Annotated in this window: 16 protein-coding genes; 10 read left to right on the forward strand and 6 right to left on the reverse strand. The window is 62.3% G+C overall.

Annotated features, from left to right (window positions below; all coding sequences use genetic code 11):
- Nucleotides 1-80 precede the first annotated feature (80 nt).
- A complete protein-coding gene (locus tag HNP33_RS04580; protein ID WP_184705776.1) occupies nucleotides 81-1,001 on the reverse strand; it encodes a LysR family transcriptional regulator in 921 nt (306 codons plus the stop codon).
- A gap of 177 nt (nucleotides 1,002-1,178) precedes the next feature.
- Here HNP33_RS04580 and HNP33_RS04585 point away from each other — a divergent pair, with 177 nt between their 5' ends.
- From HNP33_RS04585 to HNP33_RS04600, 4 genes are all read left to right on the forward strand, one after another.
- Nucleotides 1,179-2,135 (forward strand): hydroxymethylglutaryl-CoA lyase, encoded by a 957-nt coding sequence (locus HNP33_RS04585; RefSeq protein WP_184705778.1) that lies wholly within the window; start codon nucleotides 1,179-1,181, stop codon nucleotides 2,133-2,135.
- 69 nt (nucleotides 2,136-2,204) lie between these two features.
- Nucleotides 2,205-3,422, forward strand: coding sequence for a CaiB/BaiF CoA transferase family protein (locus tag HNP33_RS04590; protein WP_184705780.1), 1,218 nt, complete (start codon nucleotides 2,205-2,207; stop codon nucleotides 3,420-3,422).
- A 77-nt stretch (nucleotides 3,423-3,499) separates the two neighbouring features.
- Nucleotides 3,500-4,492 carry a Bug family tripartite tricarboxylate transporter substrate binding protein gene (locus HNP33_RS04595; protein WP_184705782.1) on the forward strand — a complete coding sequence of 331 codons (993 nt, stop codon included), beginning with the start codon at nucleotides 3,500-3,502 and terminating at the stop codon, nucleotides 4,490-4,492.
- Nucleotides 4,493-4,704: 212 nt separating this feature from the next.
- Complete coding sequence (locus tag HNP33_RS04600) at nucleotides 4,705-5,442, forward strand: SIMPL domain-containing protein (RefSeq protein ID WP_184705784.1); 738 nt, start codon at nucleotides 4,705-4,707, stop codon at nucleotides 5,440-5,442.
- Nucleotides 5,443-5,466: 24 nt separating this feature from the next.
- On the opposite strand, the gene HNP33_RS04605 is transcribed toward HNP33_RS04600, so the two are convergent.
- On the reverse strand, nucleotides 5,467-6,378 hold the full coding sequence (locus HNP33_RS04605) for a DMT family transporter (protein WP_325064906.1): 912 nt from the start codon (nucleotides 6,376-6,378) through the stop codon (nucleotides 5,467-5,469).
- Between the two features lie 181 nt (nucleotides 6,379-6,559).
- Between HNP33_RS04605 and HNP33_RS04610 the strand changes: the two genes are divergently transcribed.
- The 3 genes from HNP33_RS04610 (at nucleotide 6,560) to HNP33_RS04620 (ending at nucleotide 10,317) form a co-directional block, all read left to right on the forward strand.
- On the forward strand, nucleotides 6,560-7,642 hold the full coding sequence (locus tag HNP33_RS04610; RefSeq protein WP_184705786.1) for a tartrate dehydrogenase: 1,083 nt from the start codon (nucleotides 6,560-6,562) through the stop codon (nucleotides 7,640-7,642).
- Nucleotides 7,608-8,900, forward strand: a complete 1,293-nt coding sequence (locus tag HNP33_RS04615) for a PQQ-dependent sugar dehydrogenase (RefSeq protein ID WP_184705788.1) — start codon at nucleotides 7,608-7,610, stop codon at nucleotides 8,898-8,900. The genes HNP33_RS04610 and HNP33_RS04615 overlap by 35 nt, the downstream gene beginning before the upstream one ends.
- Nucleotides 8,901-9,036: 136 nt before the next feature.
- Entirely contained in the window at nucleotides 9,037-10,317 is a 1,281-nt protein-coding gene (locus HNP33_RS04620; RefSeq protein WP_184705790.1) for an MFS transporter, read from the forward strand.
- Nucleotides 10,318-10,394: 77 nt separating this feature from the next.
- On the opposite strand, the gene HNP33_RS04625 is transcribed toward HNP33_RS04620, so the two are convergent.
- Both HNP33_RS04625 and pmbA read right to left on the reverse strand, forming a co-directional pair.
- Nucleotides 10,395-11,102 (reverse strand): riboflavin synthase subunit alpha, encoded by a 708-nt coding sequence (locus HNP33_RS04625; RefSeq protein WP_184705792.1) that lies wholly within the window; start codon nucleotides 11,100-11,102, stop codon nucleotides 10,395-10,397.
- A complete protein-coding gene (gene pmbA / locus HNP33_RS04630) occupies nucleotides 11,102-12,502 on the reverse strand; it encodes a metalloprotease PmbA (protein WP_184705794.1) in 1,401 nt (466 codons plus the stop codon). The genes HNP33_RS04625 and pmbA overlap by 1 nt, the downstream gene beginning before the upstream one ends.
- Before the next feature lie 144 nt (nucleotides 12,503-12,646).
- Between pmbA and yjgA the strand changes: the two genes are divergently transcribed.
- Nucleotides 12,647-13,324, forward strand: coding sequence for a ribosome biogenesis factor YjgA (gene yjgA / locus HNP33_RS04635; protein WP_184705796.1), 678 nt, complete (start codon nucleotides 12,647-12,649; stop codon nucleotides 13,322-13,324).
- A 51-nt stretch (nucleotides 13,325-13,375) separates the two neighbouring features.
- Nucleotides 13,376-13,972 carry a molybdopterin adenylyltransferase gene (gene mog, locus HNP33_RS04640; RefSeq protein ID WP_184705798.1) on the forward strand — a complete coding sequence of 199 codons (597 nt, stop codon included), beginning with the start codon at nucleotides 13,376-13,378 and terminating at the stop codon, nucleotides 13,970-13,972.
- 98 nt (nucleotides 13,973-14,070) lie between these two features.
- Here the strand turns inward: mog and HNP33_RS04645 are convergent, their stop codons facing one another.
- On the reverse strand, nucleotides 14,071-17,259 hold the full coding sequence (locus HNP33_RS04645) for an IPTL-CTERM sorting domain-containing protein (RefSeq protein WP_184705800.1): 3,189 nt from the start codon (nucleotides 17,257-17,259) through the stop codon (nucleotides 14,071-14,073).
- Nucleotides 17,260-17,540: 281 nt separating this feature from the next.
- Between HNP33_RS04645 and HNP33_RS04650 the strand changes: the two genes are divergently transcribed.
- Nucleotides 17,541-18,752 (forward strand): ABC transporter substrate-binding protein, encoded by a 1,212-nt coding sequence (locus tag HNP33_RS04650; protein ID WP_184705802.1) that lies wholly within the window; start codon nucleotides 17,541-17,543, stop codon nucleotides 18,750-18,752.
- 146 nt (nucleotides 18,753-18,898) lie between these two features.
- On the opposite strand, the gene HNP33_RS04655 is transcribed toward HNP33_RS04650, so the two are convergent.
- Entirely contained in the window at nucleotides 18,899-19,564 is a 666-nt protein-coding gene (locus HNP33_RS04655) for a nitroreductase (protein WP_184705804.1), read from the reverse strand.
- Nucleotides 19,565-19,698: the final 134 nt, after the last annotated feature.

Here is a 19,698-nt window from a genome sequence, read left to right on the forward strand (position 1 = left end):
AAGCCTTCTGCGCGCTGCACAGAAGGCTTTTTTACTGAGGCATCCTCAACGACACCATGGCATCACCGGCTTCAATCGCCTCAGCGCGAGACGCCGACCGATGCCTTGCTGGAGCCACTCAGGTATTCCAGCAGCGCCCTTGCAGCCAGAGACAACTGGCTCTCATCCCTGCAGCTGATCGCAAACCGCCGGTGCGCCCAGCTGTCCGCAAGCGGAATCACGCGCACATCGGTATTGGCTGCATAGGATTGCGCCACCTCGCGCGGCACCACACTGATGGCCAGATTGGCCTGCACCACGCGCAAGGCAGCGTCGAAATTGGAAACATGCACGCGATGGCGCAGGCTTTTGCCTTCCTGCGCAGCGGCGCGGGTCAGCAAGATCTGTACTGCGCTCAATGCCGGCATGCTGACGTGTTCATAGTCCAGCACATCGGCAAAGTGCACCTCGCTCAGCTGTGCAATCGGGTGACTCTTGTGGGCGGCTATAGCCAGCCGGTCGCTGCGGTAGGGTCGCGTCTGCAGGCCAGCCAGATCAGCCGCATCCCAACAGATACCCATGGCAGCGCGCCCCTCGCGCACACCACGCACCACGTCAGGACTCACACATTCTTCCAGGGTCACGCGGATGTTGGCATGCGCGGGCTGCTGCAAAAAGCAGGCGACATCTTCGGCCAGGGATTCGGCCATCACCGAGGCCGTCACCAGCACCCGCACCTGTCCTTGCACGCCCTTGCTGTAGGCCGCCATCTCCTGCTGCATGTGGTTGGCCGCCGCGAGCATGGTGCGCGCATGCTCCAGCAAAGTCTCCCCTGCAGCGGTGGGCCGCAGGCCGCGCTTCTCACGCAGAAACAAATCAGCGCCCATCTGATGTTCCAGCTGCGCGAGGCGCTTGCTGATGGCCGAGGCCACGAGTGCCTCTGACTGCGCCACCTTGGCAATGCTGCGCTGCTCGCACACCTGCACAAACAGGCGCAGGTTCAACAGGCTGAGGTCATGCATGGGCGAAACTCCCGCGGCGTCCACAAGCTGTACAAACAGCCCTGAAGGCGTGGAACTGCGCATAGCTGCAGGCTTTTAGATTTTCCATTTTGGAACTATATAGCTTCTCAAATTGATTATTGCTGACGCTTTGGAAATTTTAGAATCCAAGCCAGAACAACCCACGGAGACAGCCTCTTGCAAACCGCACACCCCTCTGGCGTTTCCGCCACTATCCGCGAGGTAGGCCTGCGCGATGGCCTGCAAAGCGTCGCCACCATCGTCAGCACTGCCGAAAAATGCATCTGGATCGATGCCGCCTACGCCGCCGGAGTGCGCGAAATAGAGGTTGGCTCCATGGTGCCCGCCCGGCTGCTGCCCCAGTTGGCCGATACCGAGGCAGTGCTGCAACATGCACTGCGGCTGCCGGGCCTGGTGGCATCCGTGCTGGTGCCCAATCTCAAGGGTGCGGAGCGTGCATTGGCAGCTGGCGCGCACGCAATGATCGTGCCGCTGTCGGCCAGCCATGCCCACAGTCTGGCCAATCTGCGCAAGTCGCCCGATGAAGTGGTGGCAGAAGTCGCCCGCATTCGCGCAGCGCGCGATGCATCTGGCGTCTCTGCCCTCATCGAAGGCGGGGTAGGCACCGCCTTCGGATGCACCTTGCAAGGCGAAGTGGCCGAAGCCGAGGTGCTGCGCCTGCTGCAGGCCCTGCTCGATGCTGGCGCCGACCGCGTCAGCCTGGCCGACACCGTGGGCTATGCCGATCCTGCCTCGGTCAGCCGCCTGTTTGACAAGGCCTTGCATCTGGTGGGCGACAGATTGCGCTATGCGCATTTTCACGACACCCGAGGCATGGGCCTGGCCAACGCCTATGCAGCCTGGCAAACCGGCATGCGTGGCTTTGACGCCTGCCTGGGAGGCATTGGAGGCTGCCCCCACGCGCCCGGCGCCAGCGGCAATGTGGCTACCGAAGATCTCGCCTATATGCTCGAACGCATGGGCGCGGACACCGGCATACAGACACCCGCCTTGCTGCAATTGCGGCAGCAGTTGCAGCACTGGCTGCCCGGCGAAACCTTGCACGGCAGCCTGTGGCAGGCCGGCGTCATTGACGGAGGTGCCAAGCCAGCCCCTCTCGCGGCCACGGCCTGAGTTTTCACAAAGATTTTCAACAAAACCCAATCTGGCGCTCCTACACAAAGCGCTGACAGCTAGCAAATCATGAGTCACCCATCTCCGCCCGACGCTCCACCCTCTCTGCCACTTGCAGGCCTGCGTGTGGTCGAATTCACCCACATGGTCATGGGCCCCACCTGCGGCATGGTGCTGGCAGACCTGGGGGCAGACGTCATCAAGGTCGAGCCCGTCGAAGGCGACCGCACCCGCCACCTGCTGGGCGCGGGTGCAGGATTCTTCCCCATGTTCAACCGCAACAAGAAAAGCATCGCCCTGGATCTGCGCCAGCCACAGGGGCTGGAAGCGGCAATCCGACTGGCCAGCACGGCCGATGTGGTGGCGCAAAACTTCAAGCCCGGCGTGATGAAAAAGTATGGTCTCGACTACGCAGCGCTCAGCAGGCTGAATGACCGTCTCATCTACGTGAACCACACCGGCTTTTTGCCCGGGCCGTACGAGCACCGCACCGCGCTCGACGAAGTGGTGCAGATGATGGGAGGCCTTGCCTATATGACGGGCCGCCCCGGCGACCCGCTGCGCGCGGGCACCAGCGTCAACGACATCATGGGAGGCATGTTTGGCGCCATCGGTGCCATGGCTGCGCTGATGCAGCGGGCGCAGACCGGCAAGGGCCAGGAGATCGATTCCGCATTGTTCGAAAACAATGTGTTCCTGGTGGGCCAGCACATGATGCAGTACGCCGTGACCGGCCAGGCCGCCGAGCCCATGCCCAACCGCATCTCTGCCTGGTCGGTGTACGACGTTTTCACGGTGCAGAACGATGAGCAGATCTTTCTGGCCGCCGTCAGCGACGCGCAGTGGGCGGCAATGTGCACCGCCTTTGGCTGGAGCGATCTGCTGGCCGATCCGCAGTACGCCACCAACAACAGCCGTGTGCGCCTGCGCCCCCGCTTGCTGCCCGAGCTGCGCCAGCGCTTTGCGCCGATGACTGCAGCCCACATTGCCCAACGGTTTGAGGACAACGGCCTGCCCTACGCCCCTATCAGCAAGCCCGAGCAGTTGTTGAACGACCCCCACCTGCTTGCTACGGGCGGCCTGGCCGATGTGCGCCTCACGGATGGCGAGCGTGCAGGCCAGCAAGCGCCCACCACCTTGCTTCCCATCCGCCTGGCGGGCGAGCGCCTGGGTGTGCGCCTGAACCCGCCACAACTGGGCGAGCACACCAGGGAACTGCTGCACAGCCTCGGTTATGACGAAGCAGCAATTGCAACGCTGCGCACCACAGGAGCCATTGCGGGCTAGTTGCAGAAAAATGCTCTCTATTTGATAGCAACCATTAATTACCAGACGGGCGTAGACTCGCATGCAGGAGACAAGGTATGAAAGCATCCCCATCCATCACCCGCCGCCAGTGGCTGGCCTCCGCCATCGCCTGTGCCGCTGCCAGCACAGTGCCACCGCAGGCCCAGGCCGCCGCGCCGCACGACAAGCCGCTGCGCGTCATCCTGCCGCTGTCGGCGGGCTCGGGTGCAGATGGAGCTATCCGCGCCATCGGCCCCAGCATCGGCAAGGCGCTCGGCCAGACTCTGGTGATCGAGAACCTGCCTGGCGCGGGGGGTATCACCGGCACCGCACAGCTGGTGCGCGCACCCAAGGATGGCTCGGCGATCGGTATCATCAGCAACAACCATGTCGTCAACCCCAGTCTGTACAAGAACATTCCGTTCGACTCGATCAACGACATCACGCCCATCACCATCATCGGCAGTACGCCTTTCGTGCTGGTTGCCAGCCCCAAGCTGCCCGTGCGCAATGTGCAGGAGCTGATCGCCTATGCCAAGGCCAACCCCGGCACGCTCAACTACGGCTCTTCAGGCAATGGCACCATCTTGCACCTGGGCGCAGCGATGTTTGTGCAACAGGCCGGGCTGCAGATTCCGCACATCCCGTACCGTGGCATGGGCCAGCTGATGAATGACCTGCTCAGCGGCCAGGTGCAACTGGGCGTGGTGGCGGTTGCGCCAGCAGCGCCGCATGTCAAGACCGGCGCGCTGCGTGCGCTGGGAGTCACCAGCGCCAAACGGTCGGGCGCCCTGCCCGATGTGCCCACGATCGCTGAACAGGGCCTGCCGGATTACGTGCTGGATGGCTGGATTGCCGCCATCGCGCCAGCAGGGCTCGCTGACGCGGAGCGCCAGCGCATCTACCAGGGCTTTGTCCAAGGTGTGGGATCCCCCGAGGCCAAGCAAGCACTGGTGGCACAGGGCTACGATATCCAGCTGATGCCCCCCGCACAGACAACGGCCTTCATCCGTGAAGAAAAATCACGCATGGAAGCCGTGGTGAAAGCAGCCAATGTGAAATTAGATTAACCAGGGACATTGCGGCAGCTCTCCTACAGGCGCGGAACTATCGAAGCCCTACGCTGTCACACTCCATTGCAGTGTGCAGACCAGGCACGCCCCAGCCAAATGCGGGATTCGCCTGCACAGCTATGGGCCGGGCTGCAACTACCATCGCCAGGGTCACCGAGGCATCACCCAAAGGGCAGATGACGAACCCTGCCTTTCTATGAGGAGTTTTCATGAAAAAAATACGCTTGCTGGCTGCCGCCGCATTGATTGCCGCCACCCCATTTGTCACCACCACCGCCATGGCTCAGAACCACACCAACAACTCCAACGCAGCCGATACCGGCCCTACACTGACGCTGGACGCCGAAGCAACCACCCGCGTGCCCGAAGACACCGCATGGGCGCAGTTCAGCGTGGAGAAAGAGTCAAAAGACCAAGCTCAGGCGCAACAGTTGGGCAAAGCCGCCCTGGCCGACGTGCTCGCCACTGTGAAGAAATCGCCTTCGCTGCAGGTCACCACCGAGAATCTGTTCACCACGCCCGTCTACAACAAGGACGGCAAGATCTCCAGCTGGCGCACCAACTTCAATGTGCAAATCGAATCGACCGACACCGCCCAAGTCGGCCAGACCATGGCGGCCCTGATGGACAAGGCGCGGCTGGCAGGCTCTGGCTTTCGACTGTCGGACGCTGCCCGCAAAAAAGCACAGGACCAGTTGATTGCTGAAGCTGTCAAAGCCTTTGAGGCCAAGGCCAAGGTCACCGCCAGCGCCATGGGGTTTGCACGCTACGAATACGGCAACATCAACCTGAACCAAAGCGGCTCCAGCCAGCCCATGATGCGTGCCAACCGCGGCTACGCCATGGCCATGTCTAAATCGGCTGATGCGAGTGAACCTGTCGGCCTGGAAGCTGGCTACACCATGGTGTCGGTCACCCTGTCGGGCTCCGTCAAGCTGATCAAATAAGCTATGCGCGCAGCCTGTACGGCGTTACAGGCTGCGCGACAGAATCAGCGCCACGCCCGCCACCGTCAATACAGCGCCAAGGCAAGCCCCAAAAGTAGGCGGCACGCGGGTCTTCCACCACAGAAGCGGCAGCAGCAAAATCGGCGAAATCGACGACAGCATGCCCACCAGGCCCGCGCTGCCGTATTGGAGCGCAGCCAAAATCAGCGTCATGCCCAGCGCCATCGACAAAAAGGCGCTGCCCGCTACCAAGCCCCAATCACGCCGCGCCATGGGCGCCTGCAAACGTGCAGGCTGCCAGCGCACCAGCAGCAGCAATGCATGAAAGCCAAAACCCGCCGCCATGCGGATGGCCGATGCAGCGACCGGGTCGACCTGCGGCTCCATCACCGGCTTGACCACCAAGGTGCCCAGCGCCTGGCCCAACGCGGCCAGGAGACCCAGGCTCACACCGACCGCCAGGCGGCCGCGCGTGGCCTCCCATTCCGTAGCGCTGCCCGCGCGCGAGCCAAAGGCAATCGCCGTCATCACCCCACCCACCAGCAGGGCGCAGCCCACCATGGCAGTGCCGCTCATGCGCTCGCCCAGAAACAACGCAGCCAGCACGGCAGACATCATCGAATGCGTGGCAAACAGAATGCCTGAGCGGCGTGGCCCGAGCCGGTTCATGCAGGCGAAAAGCACCGTGTCACCAATAAAGATGCCGATAAAACCCGAGAGCACCAGCACCGCAATCAGCGTGGGATTGAGCGTGCTCCAACTGCCCGCAACAGTGGCCCAGCCGCCCAGCATGACACTGGCAAACACCATGCGCCAGCGCGTAAAGGCAAAAGCCCCCATCTTGCGCGAAACCGGCGCGGAAAACAGCGCAGCCATCGCCCAGCAGGCAGCGGCCAGCACGGCCAGAAATTCAGGAGGAAAAGGGAGGTGAGACACGGCAGATCAGCTAAAACCGCAGCAAGCGCACGCGCTGTCCCGCAAATGCTGCACAGCCCATGCCAATGGCGCTAGGATGCGTGGCATAGCTGGCATCCTCCTTGCAAAATGGCAAGGACGCGCCATTGTAGGCCTGCCACTGCGGGCAGGTCGTGCCACCAAGACACCTAGAGGACGATCCATGAGCAAGAAACAACGTATCGCCGTACTGGCTGGCGACGGTATCGGCAAGGAAGTGATGCCCGAGGGCATCCGCGTGCTGGAAGCTGCTGCCAAGCGCTTCGACCTGCCGCTGGAGATGCAGCACTTTGATTGGGCGCACTGTGACTACTTTGCCCAACATGGCCAGATGATGCCCGACGACTGGAAGGCACAGTTGCAAGGCTTCGATGCCATCCTGTTCGGCGCCGTGGGCTGGCCCGCCACCGTGCCCGACCACGTCTCGCTGTGGGGTTCACTGCTCAAGTTCCGCCGAGAGTTCGACCAGTACATCAACCTGCGCCCGGTGCGCCTGTTTGATGGCGTGCCCTGCCCGCTGGCTGGCCGCAAGCCGGGCGACATCGACTACTATGTGGTGCGCGAGAACACCGAAGGCGAGTACACCGCGCTGGGCGGCATCATGTTCGAAGGCACGGACCGTGAAATGGTGCTGCAGGAGGCTGTGTTCACCCGCAAGGGCGCAGACCGCCTGCTCAAGTTCGCATTCGATCTGGCCCAGAGCCGCAGCAAGAAGCATGTGACCCTCGCCACCAAGTCCAATGGCATTGCTATTAGCATGCCCTGGTGGGACAAGTGCGCCGAAGCCATGGCCAAAAACTACCCCGATGTGGTGCTGGACAAACAGCACATCGATATCCTCACCGCCCGCTTTGTGCTGCAGCCCGGCCGTTTTGACGTGGTGGCGGCCACCAACCTGTTCGGCGACATCCTCTCCGATCTGGGCCCCGCCACCACTGGCACCATTGGCCTTGCGCCATCGGCCAACCTGAACCCCGAGCGCAACTTCCCCTCGCTGTTCGAGCCCGTGCATGGCTCCGCACCCGATATCTATGGCCAGAAGATCGCCAACCCAATTGCCATGGTCTGGTCCGTGGCGCTGATGCTGGATTTCCTGGGCAACGGCCAGGGCGCATGGCGGCAGGCACACGATGCCATCGTAGACGCGATCAGCCAGACCATTCTGAGCGGTCCCCGCACGCCCGATCTGGGCGGACAGGCCAAGACAGACGATGTGGGCCAGGCCATTGCGCAATTGCTGGCCTGAGCGCCTGACAGGGCTGCGCGCAGCCACTGCGCTGGCCGCCTTGCTGGCCTGCGCGCCCCAAGTGCAGGCGCGGGGCTACACACCGCAAGGCAGCTGCGGCGGCTACGAGCGCGTGAGCATCAGCAGCCCGGCAGGAACCTGCGTGGCCCTGGTCGCCGATGAACGCGATGGCCTGCGCGCGCCGCGCCGGGTGCTGGAGATCAGCCCCGGCCGCCTGTGGATCATTGACATGGGCAGCTGGGTGCCCCACCAGGGACGGCTGCTGGAGGTGACACTGCCTGCGCAGCCCGCTGCCACACCCGCGCAACGCCCACAGGTCAAGGTGCTGGCAGACAAGCTGGATCGCCCCCTGGCACTGGTGCGCGGCCCGGATGCGCAGATCTACATCGGCGAGGCAGGCCGAATCTGGCGCACGCCGGTCCCCATCGCAGGCGAGCCCGTACAGCCACAGACGGTACTGGACGCATTGCCCAACGATGGGGCCCACCCGCTCAAGGAAATCACGTTCGGGCTGGATGGAAGCCTGTATGTCAACATGGGCTCGGTCACCGACCGCTGCCAGAGCACGCAGGGTGAGCTGGCCTATCCGTGCCCCGAGCGGGAGGCCATGCAGTTCCGTGGCGCGGTATGGCGCGCGGTATTGCAGAACCCGCCAGTAGCAGGACAGCCGCCTGTGCGGCAATTTGCACCCTTTGCACTCGGTCTGCGCAATTCGGTGGCGCTTGCCACGCTGCCCGATGGCCCGGCTGCGGGTAGTCTGTGGCAAGGCGAAAACAATATCGACTACCGCGACAAAAACGAGCCGCCAGAAGAGCTGAACGAACTGGTTGCAGGTGCAGACTACGGTTGGCCCTACTGTGTGGGCCAGCAGCGCGTGGCACGCGGCTACAACGAGCGCGTCCGGTGCGCCTCCACCAAGATGCCCCGCATGCTGTGGCCTGCACACGCAGCGCCGCTGCATCTGCTCGCCACTCCGATTACCAGCCCCTTCCATGGCCAGTTGCTGGTGGCCTGGCACGGCCCTCAGGGCCACCGGGTTGTGGGCTTTGCGCGCCAGAAGGACGGCAAGCCAGGCGGAAAACCGGTGGAATGGCTGACCGGGTGGACGGCAGACGGAAACATGCGCCCGCTGGGCCGCCCCACGGGCCTCGCGCTGAACCACCTGGGACAATTGATGGTGGTGGAAGACTACAACCGCACACTGCTGATGCTGCTGCCCGTGCCCGATACCACGGCCCAAGCCATGCACAAGCGCTGAGCGCCCACCAGCGGTGCCGCCTGGGAGACATCCTGCCGCCGGGCATGCTTGCCGATCTGACGCCCCGGCCTATCATCTGCGGTTATTCATCCCTGCTGCGCAGACTCGCCTGCGGGCGTCCTGCAGCCACCGCGACATGACAGCGCTCCCCTCTTCCGTGCCCCCGGGCCCGACTCCGCCGCCCGGCCTTTACTTCGGCTGGGTGATCGTCGCAGCTTCCACCGTCCTCACGCTGCTCACGGTTGGCATGCGCATGGGCATTGGCCCTTTCATGCTGCCCATGTCGGAGGATCTGGGCTTCAGCCGCAGCCTGCTCTCGTCCATCGTGGCAGTCGGCATGCTCTGCTATGGCCTGGGCATGCCGGCTGCAGGCTGGCTGGTGGCGCGCAAGGGCACGCGCACCGTTTTGCTCACGGGCACCGCCATTGTCGTGCTCGCCTGTCTCTGGACGGTGAACGCCCGCACGCCATGGAGCTTTTTCTGGGCCTATGGCGTCGCGCTGTCGCTCGGGTTGGCCTTTACCAGCCCGGTGGCAGTCACACCCATGATCAGCCGTTGGTTCACGCGCCAGCGTGGCATGGCGCTGTTCTTTCTGTCCACGGGCTCGATGGCTGGCATCGCAGTGATGACTCCCGTGTTCACCACCACCATCGGCCTTTGGGGTTGGCAGCGCACCCTGCTGGGGTTTGCAGTGGTGTTTGCACTCATCATCGGTGCCATGGCGCTGTGGATCGTGCGCGACGAAGCCCCGGAAAACACCGATTTGACTGCTACGCAAATTGAACAAAAACGGCAGTCAAAGCTCACCCATCAATCGCCAGCAGCTACAGAGTCAGAAGCAATCAGCTTTACCCGGGCTATCGCAACCGCACCGTTCTGGCAGATATTCCTGGGCCTGTTTGCCTGCGGCTTCAGCATGAACCTGCTGGGCACCCACGGCATGCCCATGCTGATGGACCATGGCTTTGACGCAGGCAGCAGCGCGGGCGGCATCGGCCTCATCGGCTTTGTGGCGATCTTCAGCACCCTGGCGTTGGGCAAGCTCTCCGACATGGTGCCGCGCCGCTACATCCTCGCCGTCATCTACTTGGTACGCGGCCTGGGCTTTGTGGGCCTGGTGGCGGTCGTTCACCACTGGCAGCTGTATGCAGTGGCTGCCATTGGCGGCATTGTCTGGGCTGGCTCGATTGCCGCGTCTTCTGCCATCCTGGGCGATCTGTACGGCATCCAACTGGTGGGCCTGCTGTACGGATGGGCCTACCTGGGCCACCAGATCGGCGCCATGATCAGCAGCTGGCTCGGCGGCTGGGCCTTCGAGCAGTTTGGCACGCACTGGATTGCCTTTGGAGCGGCAGCCATGCTGCTGCTGGTTGCAGCGTGCGTTTCGCTGCTGCTGCCCTCCAAGCTCAAACCATGAAAAATACCCGCTGATGCGGGTATTTTGGCGGGCCAAGGCTGCGGCAGGCCAGGTTGGGAGCGCTCTGAGCCTGGCCCCTATCCCCGTGGCAACTGCGGCGGCTTGACCAGATCGTCCAGCGACAGGCCCTTCTCGCGCAGCAGGCTCTCCAGCAAGGGTTTGAGCTGGCCCAGGCTTTCGTCCACGGCTTCGCGGACCGTATCCACCACCACTTGCGTGCCTCGTTCGATCTCGATATTGAGGCCATCGCCCACACGCTTGGCTTCAAATACCGTCATGCGGCGGGTTTCTGGAATGAGCCAGACCTCGAACCAGCCCTCCTGGCGGTTCACCTCTGCAACCGTCAGGCTGGCGCCGTTGATGGCGATATAGCCCTTGGCAAATACGTAACGACGAAAGGCCTCGGGCACGGCCACGCGCATCACGTAGTTGTTGTCGAACTCGCGGATCGCAGCCAGGGTGCCTGTGAAATCCACATGACCGGACAGCGGGTGGCCACCAATCTCGGCCCCGTCCTTGGCGGCGCGCTCCACATTGACGGACGAGCCTACCTGCAACTGGCCCAGGGTGGTGATGTTCAGGCTTTGCAGCATCACATCAAACCGTGCGTGCTGCGCGTCCACCAGTTCGGTCACCGTCAGGCACACGCCATCGTGCGACACACTGGCGCCTACGGCCAGATCCTGGCAAAAATCTGGCGGAAAGACCACCGTGAAAGTGCGCAGGCCGGGCTGGTCGTCGATGGCGCTGATGGTGGCGACCGCCTGAATGATGCCGGTGAACATCAGGAGCCCGCCACCTTCATCTTGCCAACCAGAATGCTGCCCAGGGTCTTGGAACCTGCGCAGTACTCGTCTGCGCCCACGGCCAGAACGTCCTTGAACATGTCCTTCAAGTTGCCGGCAATTGTGATTTCCTGCACCGGAAAGGCAATCTGCCCATTCTCAACCCAGAAACCGCTCGCGCCGCGCGAGTAATCGCCCGTCACCGGGTTCACGCCCTGGCCCATCAACTCGATCACGAAAAGGCCGGTGCCCAGCTTTTGCAACATGGCAGCGAGATCATCGGTAGGCCGCGTCTTCGAGGAGTAGAAGTGCAGGTTGTGCGCTCCGCCCGCGTTGCCCGTGGTCTTCATGCTCAGCTTGCGGGCAGAATAGGTGGAGAGGAAATAGCCATTGACCTTGCCGTCTTCCACCACATGGCGCTTGCTGACGCGCACGCCTTCGTCATCAAACGGCGCACTGCCCTTGCCGCCCATGACAAATGGATCTTCCACCAGCTGGATGTGCTTGGGGAACACCTTTTTGCCCAAGGAGCCCAGCAGGAAGGAGCTGCGGCGGTACAGCGCGCCGCCGCTGATGGCCTGCACCAATGAGCCAACCAGACCCGCAGCCAGCGGCGCATCAAACAGCACCGGGCATTCGGTCGTGGGGATCTTGCGTGCGTTGAGACGCGACAAGGCGCGCTCCGCAGCATAACGCCCGACGACAGCAGGATCGGCCAGGTCTTGCGCGCGGCGCATGCTGCTGTACCAGGCATCGCGCTGCATGTCGGCACCCTTGCCTGCAATGGGCGCCACCGAAATACTGTGGCGCGAGCTGGCGTAGCCACCGGCAAAACCGTTGGTATGGGCACTGTAGAAATGGCTCTGCTGGGCCGATACGCCAGCGCCTTCGCTGTTGGTGATGCGCTTGTCGGTGGCAAAGGCGGCCGCTTCGCACTGCAGCGCCAGTTGGGCGGCTGCTTCGCTGTCAATAGCCCACGGATGGAACAGGTCAAGTTCGCGCTGCTCGGCTGCTGGCACAATATCGGCTGCATCGGGCAGGCCGGCAACCGGGTCTTCGGCCGTGAAACGGGCGATGTCGTAGGCTGCTTGCACCGTGCGCTTTACCGCTTCGGCCGAGAAATCGGAGGTGCTGGCATTGCCTCGGCGTTTGCCGATATACACCGTCACGCCCAGCGACTTGTCGCGGTTGCGCTCCACCGTCTCCAGTTCGCCCTTGCGCACGCTGACCGACAGGCCAGCGCCTTCGGAGGCATCCGCTCCGGCATCGGTGGCACCCAGTGTTTTGGCATGCGACAGCGCCTGCTCGACAAGGTCCTTGAAAAATGCGCGGCTGTAACTGAAGCCGCTGGCGGCCTGGGCATCGCCCTGGCTGTTGGAGCTGGATACGGTTTTTTTCATACTGCCCGCTATGATACTGATAACCGCCATCGCCCTGGCAATGAGATGGGCTGAACGACCTGCGCAACCAGCGTGCGCAGCAGAGGCAGCGGCCCGTTCAGCACCTCCCTGCCGGGCTGTGGCCTTTTGAACAAAAGCACAACCATGTCACGCAAACCCAAAAAAGGCTATTTCGTTCGCGGCAAGTTCGTGGCCGAAGGCAGCGAACTCGATATCGAGCTGAAGGCCGAACTCAAAGGCACGACCGAGTCGAGCAAGTCCGATCTGAAGAAGGAAATGGACGCCCTGCAGGACCTGGGCAAGGAACTGCTCACGCTGCGCAGCGATCTTTTCAACCGCCTGCAACTGCCTGAAATCCTGGTGAACGCGCTGGCCGAGGCCAAACGCATCACCAACTTTGAAGGCAAGCGCCGCCAGATGCAGTTCGTCGGCAAGCTGATGCGCAGGCTCGACGAAGGCGAGGTGGCAGCCATCAATGCCGCGCTCACCGAGCAGAAAGAAGGCTCAGGCATCGAAAAGGCACTGCTGCATGCCTCGGAGCAGTGGCGTGATCGCATGATCGCAGACGACGATGCCGTGGCGCAATGGATCAACGAGGCGCCGCAGACCGATATCCAGCAGTTGCGTTCGCTGGTACGCCAGGCGCGCAAGGATATGCCCGGCGCCCACGAAGCCAACGTGCAGGAATCCACCGGCCAGGCGGCACGCAAGGGCCGCGCATACCGCGAGCTGTTCCAGCTGGTACGAGACCATGTGATGGCCGCCCACGCCGCACGCCTGCAGGCATCCGCTGCCGATGTCGACGCCAGCGACGAGGATTGAGAGAGAAAAGCCCCCAGCGCATGATTGATGCGCACAACCAGCTATCAAAATATGAGTATTGCATACGACTCCATCAAGATTGGCATTGTCTCGGTCAGCGACCGCGCCAGCAGTGGCGTGTATGAGGACAAAGGCCTGCCCGCCCTGCAGGACTGGCTGGGTCGTGCGCTGCACAACCCGGTGGACTACGAGGCCCGCCTGATCGCCGACGAACAGGCGCTGATCAGCCAGACCCTGGTCGAGCTGGTGGATGCGGGCTGCAGCCTGGTGCTCACCACGGGCGGCACCGGCCCTGCGCTGCGCGATGTGACGCCCGAAGCCACCCTGGCCGTGGCAGACAAGGAAATGCCTGGTTTTGGCGAGCAGATGCGCCAGATCAGCCTACGCTTCGTGCCCACGGCCATTCTGTCGCGCCAGGTCGTCGTCATCCGAGGCCAGTGCCTCATCATCAACCTGCCCGGCCAGCCCAAGGCGATTGCAGAAACGCTGGAAGGCCTGAAGGACGCCGACGGTACGCAACTCGTGCCGGGCATTTTTGCCGCCGTACCTTACTGTATTGATCTGATCGGCGGCCCCTATCTGGAAACACAAGACGCGGTGTGCAAGGCCTTTCGGCCCAAGAACGCAATCCGCGCTCCTCGCAGCTAAATCCGGCCGCGCCTCATCCGGCTGCGGCAAGAAAAACCCGCCAGGGCTTTAAGCAACTGGCGGGGGCGAGCCATCTGTAGGCCATTTCAACGCCGCGATCAGGCCTGAGCCTTGCGTTTGCGGCGCCAGGCCAGCATACCAATGCCACCCGACAACAGTGCCAAAGCCGCCTGACCCAGGGCAGGAACCGGCGTGGCCTGCGCCGATGGCGTAACGGGGTCGCCCGCCACCACCGCAACACCGCCCGGATCGCGGATCACACCGTCGGCCACCAGATCGTCATCGCCCAATTGGCCGTCCGTCAGGGTCAGCACCACCTTGTTGCCGCTGATGCTGGCGTTGGGGTACACGTACCAGTGGTCCGTCTGGTTGTCTGCCGTCTTGCCGAACTTGTAGTACTTGGCGTTTGCAGGCAGCGCCTCGGGATAGGTCAGCTCCACCGTGGCGCTTTGCCCCGCCTGCCCACCGGTGAGCTGCAGGCTCACCAGACCAAACGGAAAGCCCACGCCTTGGGGCGGCTGCGAAGCAGCGCTGACTGCCACTGGCCTGCCCGCATCGAACGCCCACAGCCCTGCGCCACCGCCGCTGACACGGGCCTGCACATCACCCACCTTGCCGGCTGGCGCCAGCGATGCCGTCGCAGGCCGGGCCACAAAATCAAACTGAAGCTGGCACTGGCCGGTAAGCGTGCCCGTGGTGTAGACGGAGCGATCTGCATTCCAGCTGCCAGCGGGGCAGTTGCTGCTTGCAGCCAACCCTAGCAGTTGGTAGCCCGGCTGCGGCACTAACGTACAGCTGCTGGTCTGGCCGGGTACGGCGCTGGAGCATGCAACGCTACCCGCCGATGCCACATTGGGCACGCCAATCACGCCATGGCTGCCATCGCCAACGATCAGCGTCACGGGCTTGCCCAGAATCACATAGCTGTAGTTGGCATCCATCTTGTGGCGGTAGCCGGGCATGACGATGGCCGTGCCAGCCGTGCTGAAGCTGAGCGAGCCGCCGTTGCTCTGTGCCACAGCGGCAGTGCCTCCCAGGTACACCAGCTCATTGGCGACGGCAGCCCTATTGGCCTGGAGCTGCGTGAGCAGATCAACCTCCACGCTCACCGGCGTGTTGAGCGCCAGCACGCCTTGCTGTGGCTTTGCAGCGATCTCCACCGGGAAGTCGCTGGCCAGATAGGCGTGATCGGTGGTGATGCCATGGGTGCCCCAGCTGTAGTACTTGTAGAAATCTGCCGGCGTGTTTACCGTCCATGGCCAGAATGTGACACCGCGATGCTTTGCCGCTTCCATGGTGCGCTGGCTGATGGCGCCATAGCTGGGGTTGAAGGTGGAGGAATTGGCCTGGGTGGCTTCCAGCACGTTGCGCACGCTGCTGGTCACATCGGCACTGTCGGCAATGCTGTTGAGAAAGCCGCCCGTCAACTCCGGCATCTGCTCGGCACTGCGCTTGAGCTGATCGCTGCTGAACGAGATGGCGACCGACTGGTCCGCCACGCCTTCTTCCGCCATTTCCTTCTTGAGCTGGGCAATGATGCGCGGGTTGGCACTCTTGAGCTCGATCACGTGGGTGATGGGCTTGTCCTTGAAGGCCTTGAAATATTCGCGCATGGTAGGCACCTGGTAGCCCTTGCCCTTGGTACGCAAAGCTTTGACCTGGTCGAGGCTCATGCCCTCGACTGCGCCAGTGCCAGTCGTCGTGCGGTTGACCGTGTCGTCATGCATGATGACAAGGTGGTCGTCGGAGGTGATGTAGATGTCGTTTTCCACTGCATCCGCCCCCACGGCCACCGCGGCCCTGGCGCTTTCCAGCGTGTTTTCGTCTTCACGGCTGGGCATGCCGCGATGTCCAATCACCAGCGGTTTGCGCAGCAGCGTGTTGGCAGGCAGCTTGCGCAGCACCTCCGCATAGGCCGCGCTGTTGGCCGACACCACGCCGTTGACACCACTGGTCAGAATGCGCGCTGCCTGCTCAGGCGTATCCGCTTCGGCACTTGTCCATACCGTGATCAGCAGGCGCTGCAAGCGGGCCACGAAATCACGCTTGCTCAGGTTCGCGGGCAAGATGGCGATCTTGGCGCCCGCACGGTTGGTGTCGCCCGAGATCGTGAGCAGATCCTGCGTCGACGTGCCCAGATTGCGCTGGCTGAAATCCACAGCCGTGCGCACCCTGGGCAGCGCCATGCGCGCCTGCTTGAGCAGTGCCACATCGCCAGACAGCAGCGTCAGGTCGGCCAGGTTGTGTACACCGTTGGAGAAAGCCACCAGCGCATTCACAGTGGCCGCATCGTCGATTCGCAACAGCGGTATGGTGTTGCGCTTAGCTTGCTCGTAGTGCGCCTTGAGGGTGCCCACCACAGCGCCATTGGCGTCCTTGAGGTTGAGCGCGCTGTCCAGGCTCAGCAAGGTGCTGCTGACGCCGGTACCGTCCAACGCCACGCCTGCATGGGCTGCCTGCACCAGGGTAGGTGCCATGGCAGCGAGCGTACCGGTGTCCTGTACGGTGACAGGCATGTCAAGATCGGGCAAAGGGGTCAGCTGTTCGGTCACCTTCAGGCTTTTGACGCGCATGACCAGCCCCGCCGTCTGCATGCCGATGCCACCCTGGGTGAGCCCTGTGGTGATGACGACATCGTGCAGCAACGCACCATTGAGGTACTGGCGCACGCGGTTTCCGTACACCACCACGCTGGCGATATAGGTCCTGTTCTTGTCGATCGCCTCGGTAAAAGCCTTGGTACTGTTCACCGACCATGCACCGGCTTTGCGGAAGGCAAATTCGGTACCGTTGCTGGCAGTGGCGTTTTGCCGAATCGCGAACTGGTGATACGGCTCATAGGCTGGGGAGCCGCCCTCCGCAGAACTGCGGTACATCACGCTGCCCCAACGGGTGTTGCTGTTCACCTTGTCGAAGGTGAACTCCATGTCAATGCGGTAGTTGGACAGCGTCTCCAGTTCCACCGGCAACATGACGGCAGTCATCGACGTGTCGTTGGCAGTACCGTCGATCAGCAGGTTGCCGGTGGCCGCATCAATGGCGGCCGTGCCCTTGTTCCAGCCAGGCGTGCGCCAGCCAGCAGGCAGGCCGGTTGCAGCCTTGTCATTGAATACCTTGTCGAGATAGACCTGGCCTTGGGGATCGGCTTTGGCCAGCCTGGCCTCCAGCGCCTGTAACGGCTGCAGAGGCTGCATGTTTGCAACCACGGCCCTGTCGGCGGCGAGTGTGGTTTGAAAGGACAAGGTCAGCAATGAAGCCATTGCCGCCACGAGAGGTAGGCGTCGCATAGTATCCCCAAAAGAAAGGCGAGAGTTTTGCAACAATCAATGACATGATCATGAAAGAAAACACGCACCTTTCCCCTGACAGACAACTGCGTCTTCGCCGGTGCGTCTTTTGCTATCCGCACAGGAATTAAAAACATCCAGATCATCAATATTCAGACAACGTAACCTGGGCGACAGGAAGACGGCGATGCAACGGTTTTCACTATCACGCGCCAGAAACAATGCTTCTAGCATGCATGCAGACACCTATCCATTCCAATCGATCACAAAGGAATTCGTCCATGTTCAAGCCTTCGTCCCTTGCCCTGCACCCCGCCATGACGGCCTGTGCGTTGGCCTGCAGCCTGCTGGCTGCCACGGCCCACGCTCAGGACAAGGTTCGCCTGGGATTTCTGACCGACATGTCGAGCCAGTACGCCGATGGCGATGGCAAGGGCGGCGCTGCAGCCATTCAGATGGCTATTGACGACTTTGGAGGCAAGCTGTTGGGCAAGCCGATCGAGCTGATCTCTGCCGATCACCAGAACAAAGCTGATATCGCATCCACCAAATCGCGCGAATGGGTGGACACGCAGGGCGTTCAGTTGCTGATTGCCGGCACCAACACCGCCACGGCTCTTGCCATGGGCCAGGTGGCCAATGAGAAAAAGCGCGTGCTGCTCATCAATGGCGCATATTCCTCGGGCATCACCGGCGCCAACTGCTCGCCATACTGGGTGCACTACAACTCAGACACCACAGCCATTGCACGCGGCACGGGCAAGGCCGTGGCAGAGCAAGGTGGCAAGAACTGGGCTCTGCTGGTGTCCGACTACACCTTCGGCCACACGCTGGAGAACGACATCACCAAGGTCATCACCGCCAATGGCGGGCAGGTGCTCAAATCGGTGCGCGCGCCCTTTCACGCCAACGACTTTTCGTCCTACCTGATGCAGGTGCAGGCGAGCAAGGCGCAGATTCTTGGGCTCGCCAATGCAGGTGGCGATTTCATGAACTCGCTCAAGGCCGCGCGCGAATTTGGCGTCACCCCCAAGATGAAGCCTGTGGCACTGATGGTGTTCGCCAACGAGGTGGAAAGCCTGGGGCTCAAGCTTGCTGGCGGCCTGATGTTCACCGACAGCTGGTTCTGGGACCGCACCCCCGAAGCGCGCAAATGGACTGACCGCTTCTATGCAAAGACCGGCAAGATGCCCACTTCGCTGCATGCGTCTGATTATTCATCGGCCATGAGCTATTTCAAGGCCGTGGAAAAGGCCCAGACCCTGGATGCCGACAAGGTGATGGCCACGCTCAAGTCAATGGAGCTGAACGACATGTTCGGCAAGGGCAAGATCCAGCCCAATGGCCGCTATGTGCACGACATGTACTTGCTGCAGGTGAAAACGCCCGAGGAATCCAAGGCCAAGCACGACTCGTTCAAGCTGATCAAGGAACTGCCTGGCGACACGCTGTTTGCTAGCAAGGAAGAGGCCAACTGCCCCATCTGGAAGTAAGCCCGCCCAAATCGCAAGCCCAAGCAGCACAAAAGAACAAAAATAGAACACAAAAGCCGCAAGAGACCCTTGCGGCTTTTTGCTATGAAATGAAAGCACTTGCGTGCTACGGACAAGCGCCAGCTGCTACCTTCATCAAAAAGTACTCACTCAAAACCACGCATCTGCGCCCACTCGGCAAATGGCGCCCGGTCGGCGCGTAAGGTATTGATCGGTGCCTGCGTGTCTTCATAGCCCAGCGCCACACCATAGGCTACACGGTAAGGCTCGGGGGCCTTGAGCACGCGCTCCACCGTGTTGCCATAGCGACGCCAGAAGCCTTGGGCACAGGTGGCCATGCCCCGCTCGGTGGCCAGCAGCATGAGCGATTGCAGGTAGATGCCCAGATCCACCCACTGCGCGTAACCCATGCGCTCATCCGCAAACACCAAAATACCCACCGGTGCCCCAAAGAACTGGCCATTCTTGGCCAGTTGCTCCAGGCGTGCCGCCTTGTTCTCGCGCGGGATGGCAATGGTTTTGTACAGATCCTCACCGTTCTTGAAACGTCGGCTGCGGTATGGCTCCCACAGATTGGGCGGATACGACAGGTTGCTGACCTGCTCCTCATCGGGCTGCGCCGCAGCAATGGCATCCGTGAGCTGCGTCAAGGCCGCGCCTGCCAGCGCCACCACACGCCAGGGCTGCAGATTGCCTCCGGATGCTGCTTGCGCCGCATCGCTCATCAGGCTGTGCACCTGGTCTGCCGTAGGGGCCTTGGATAAAAACGCGCGCACCGAGCGGCGCTCTTTCATGGCTTGGGAGACATTCATGGCTGGGTCTTTCTTCGATGGAAATCACAGGCGATAGGCCGTCACTGAAGGCAAGTTTAGTGCAGTGCAGCAAATGAGCCTGACACTTTCGTGGCAAGACACAGGTGACTCCCCCCTGGAGGACACGCTACGAT

Source organism: Comamonas odontotermitis (genome assembly GCF_014207855.1).
GTDB lineage: Bacteria > Pseudomonadota > Gammaproteobacteria > Burkholderiales > Burkholderiaceae_C > Comamonas > Comamonas odontotermitis_A.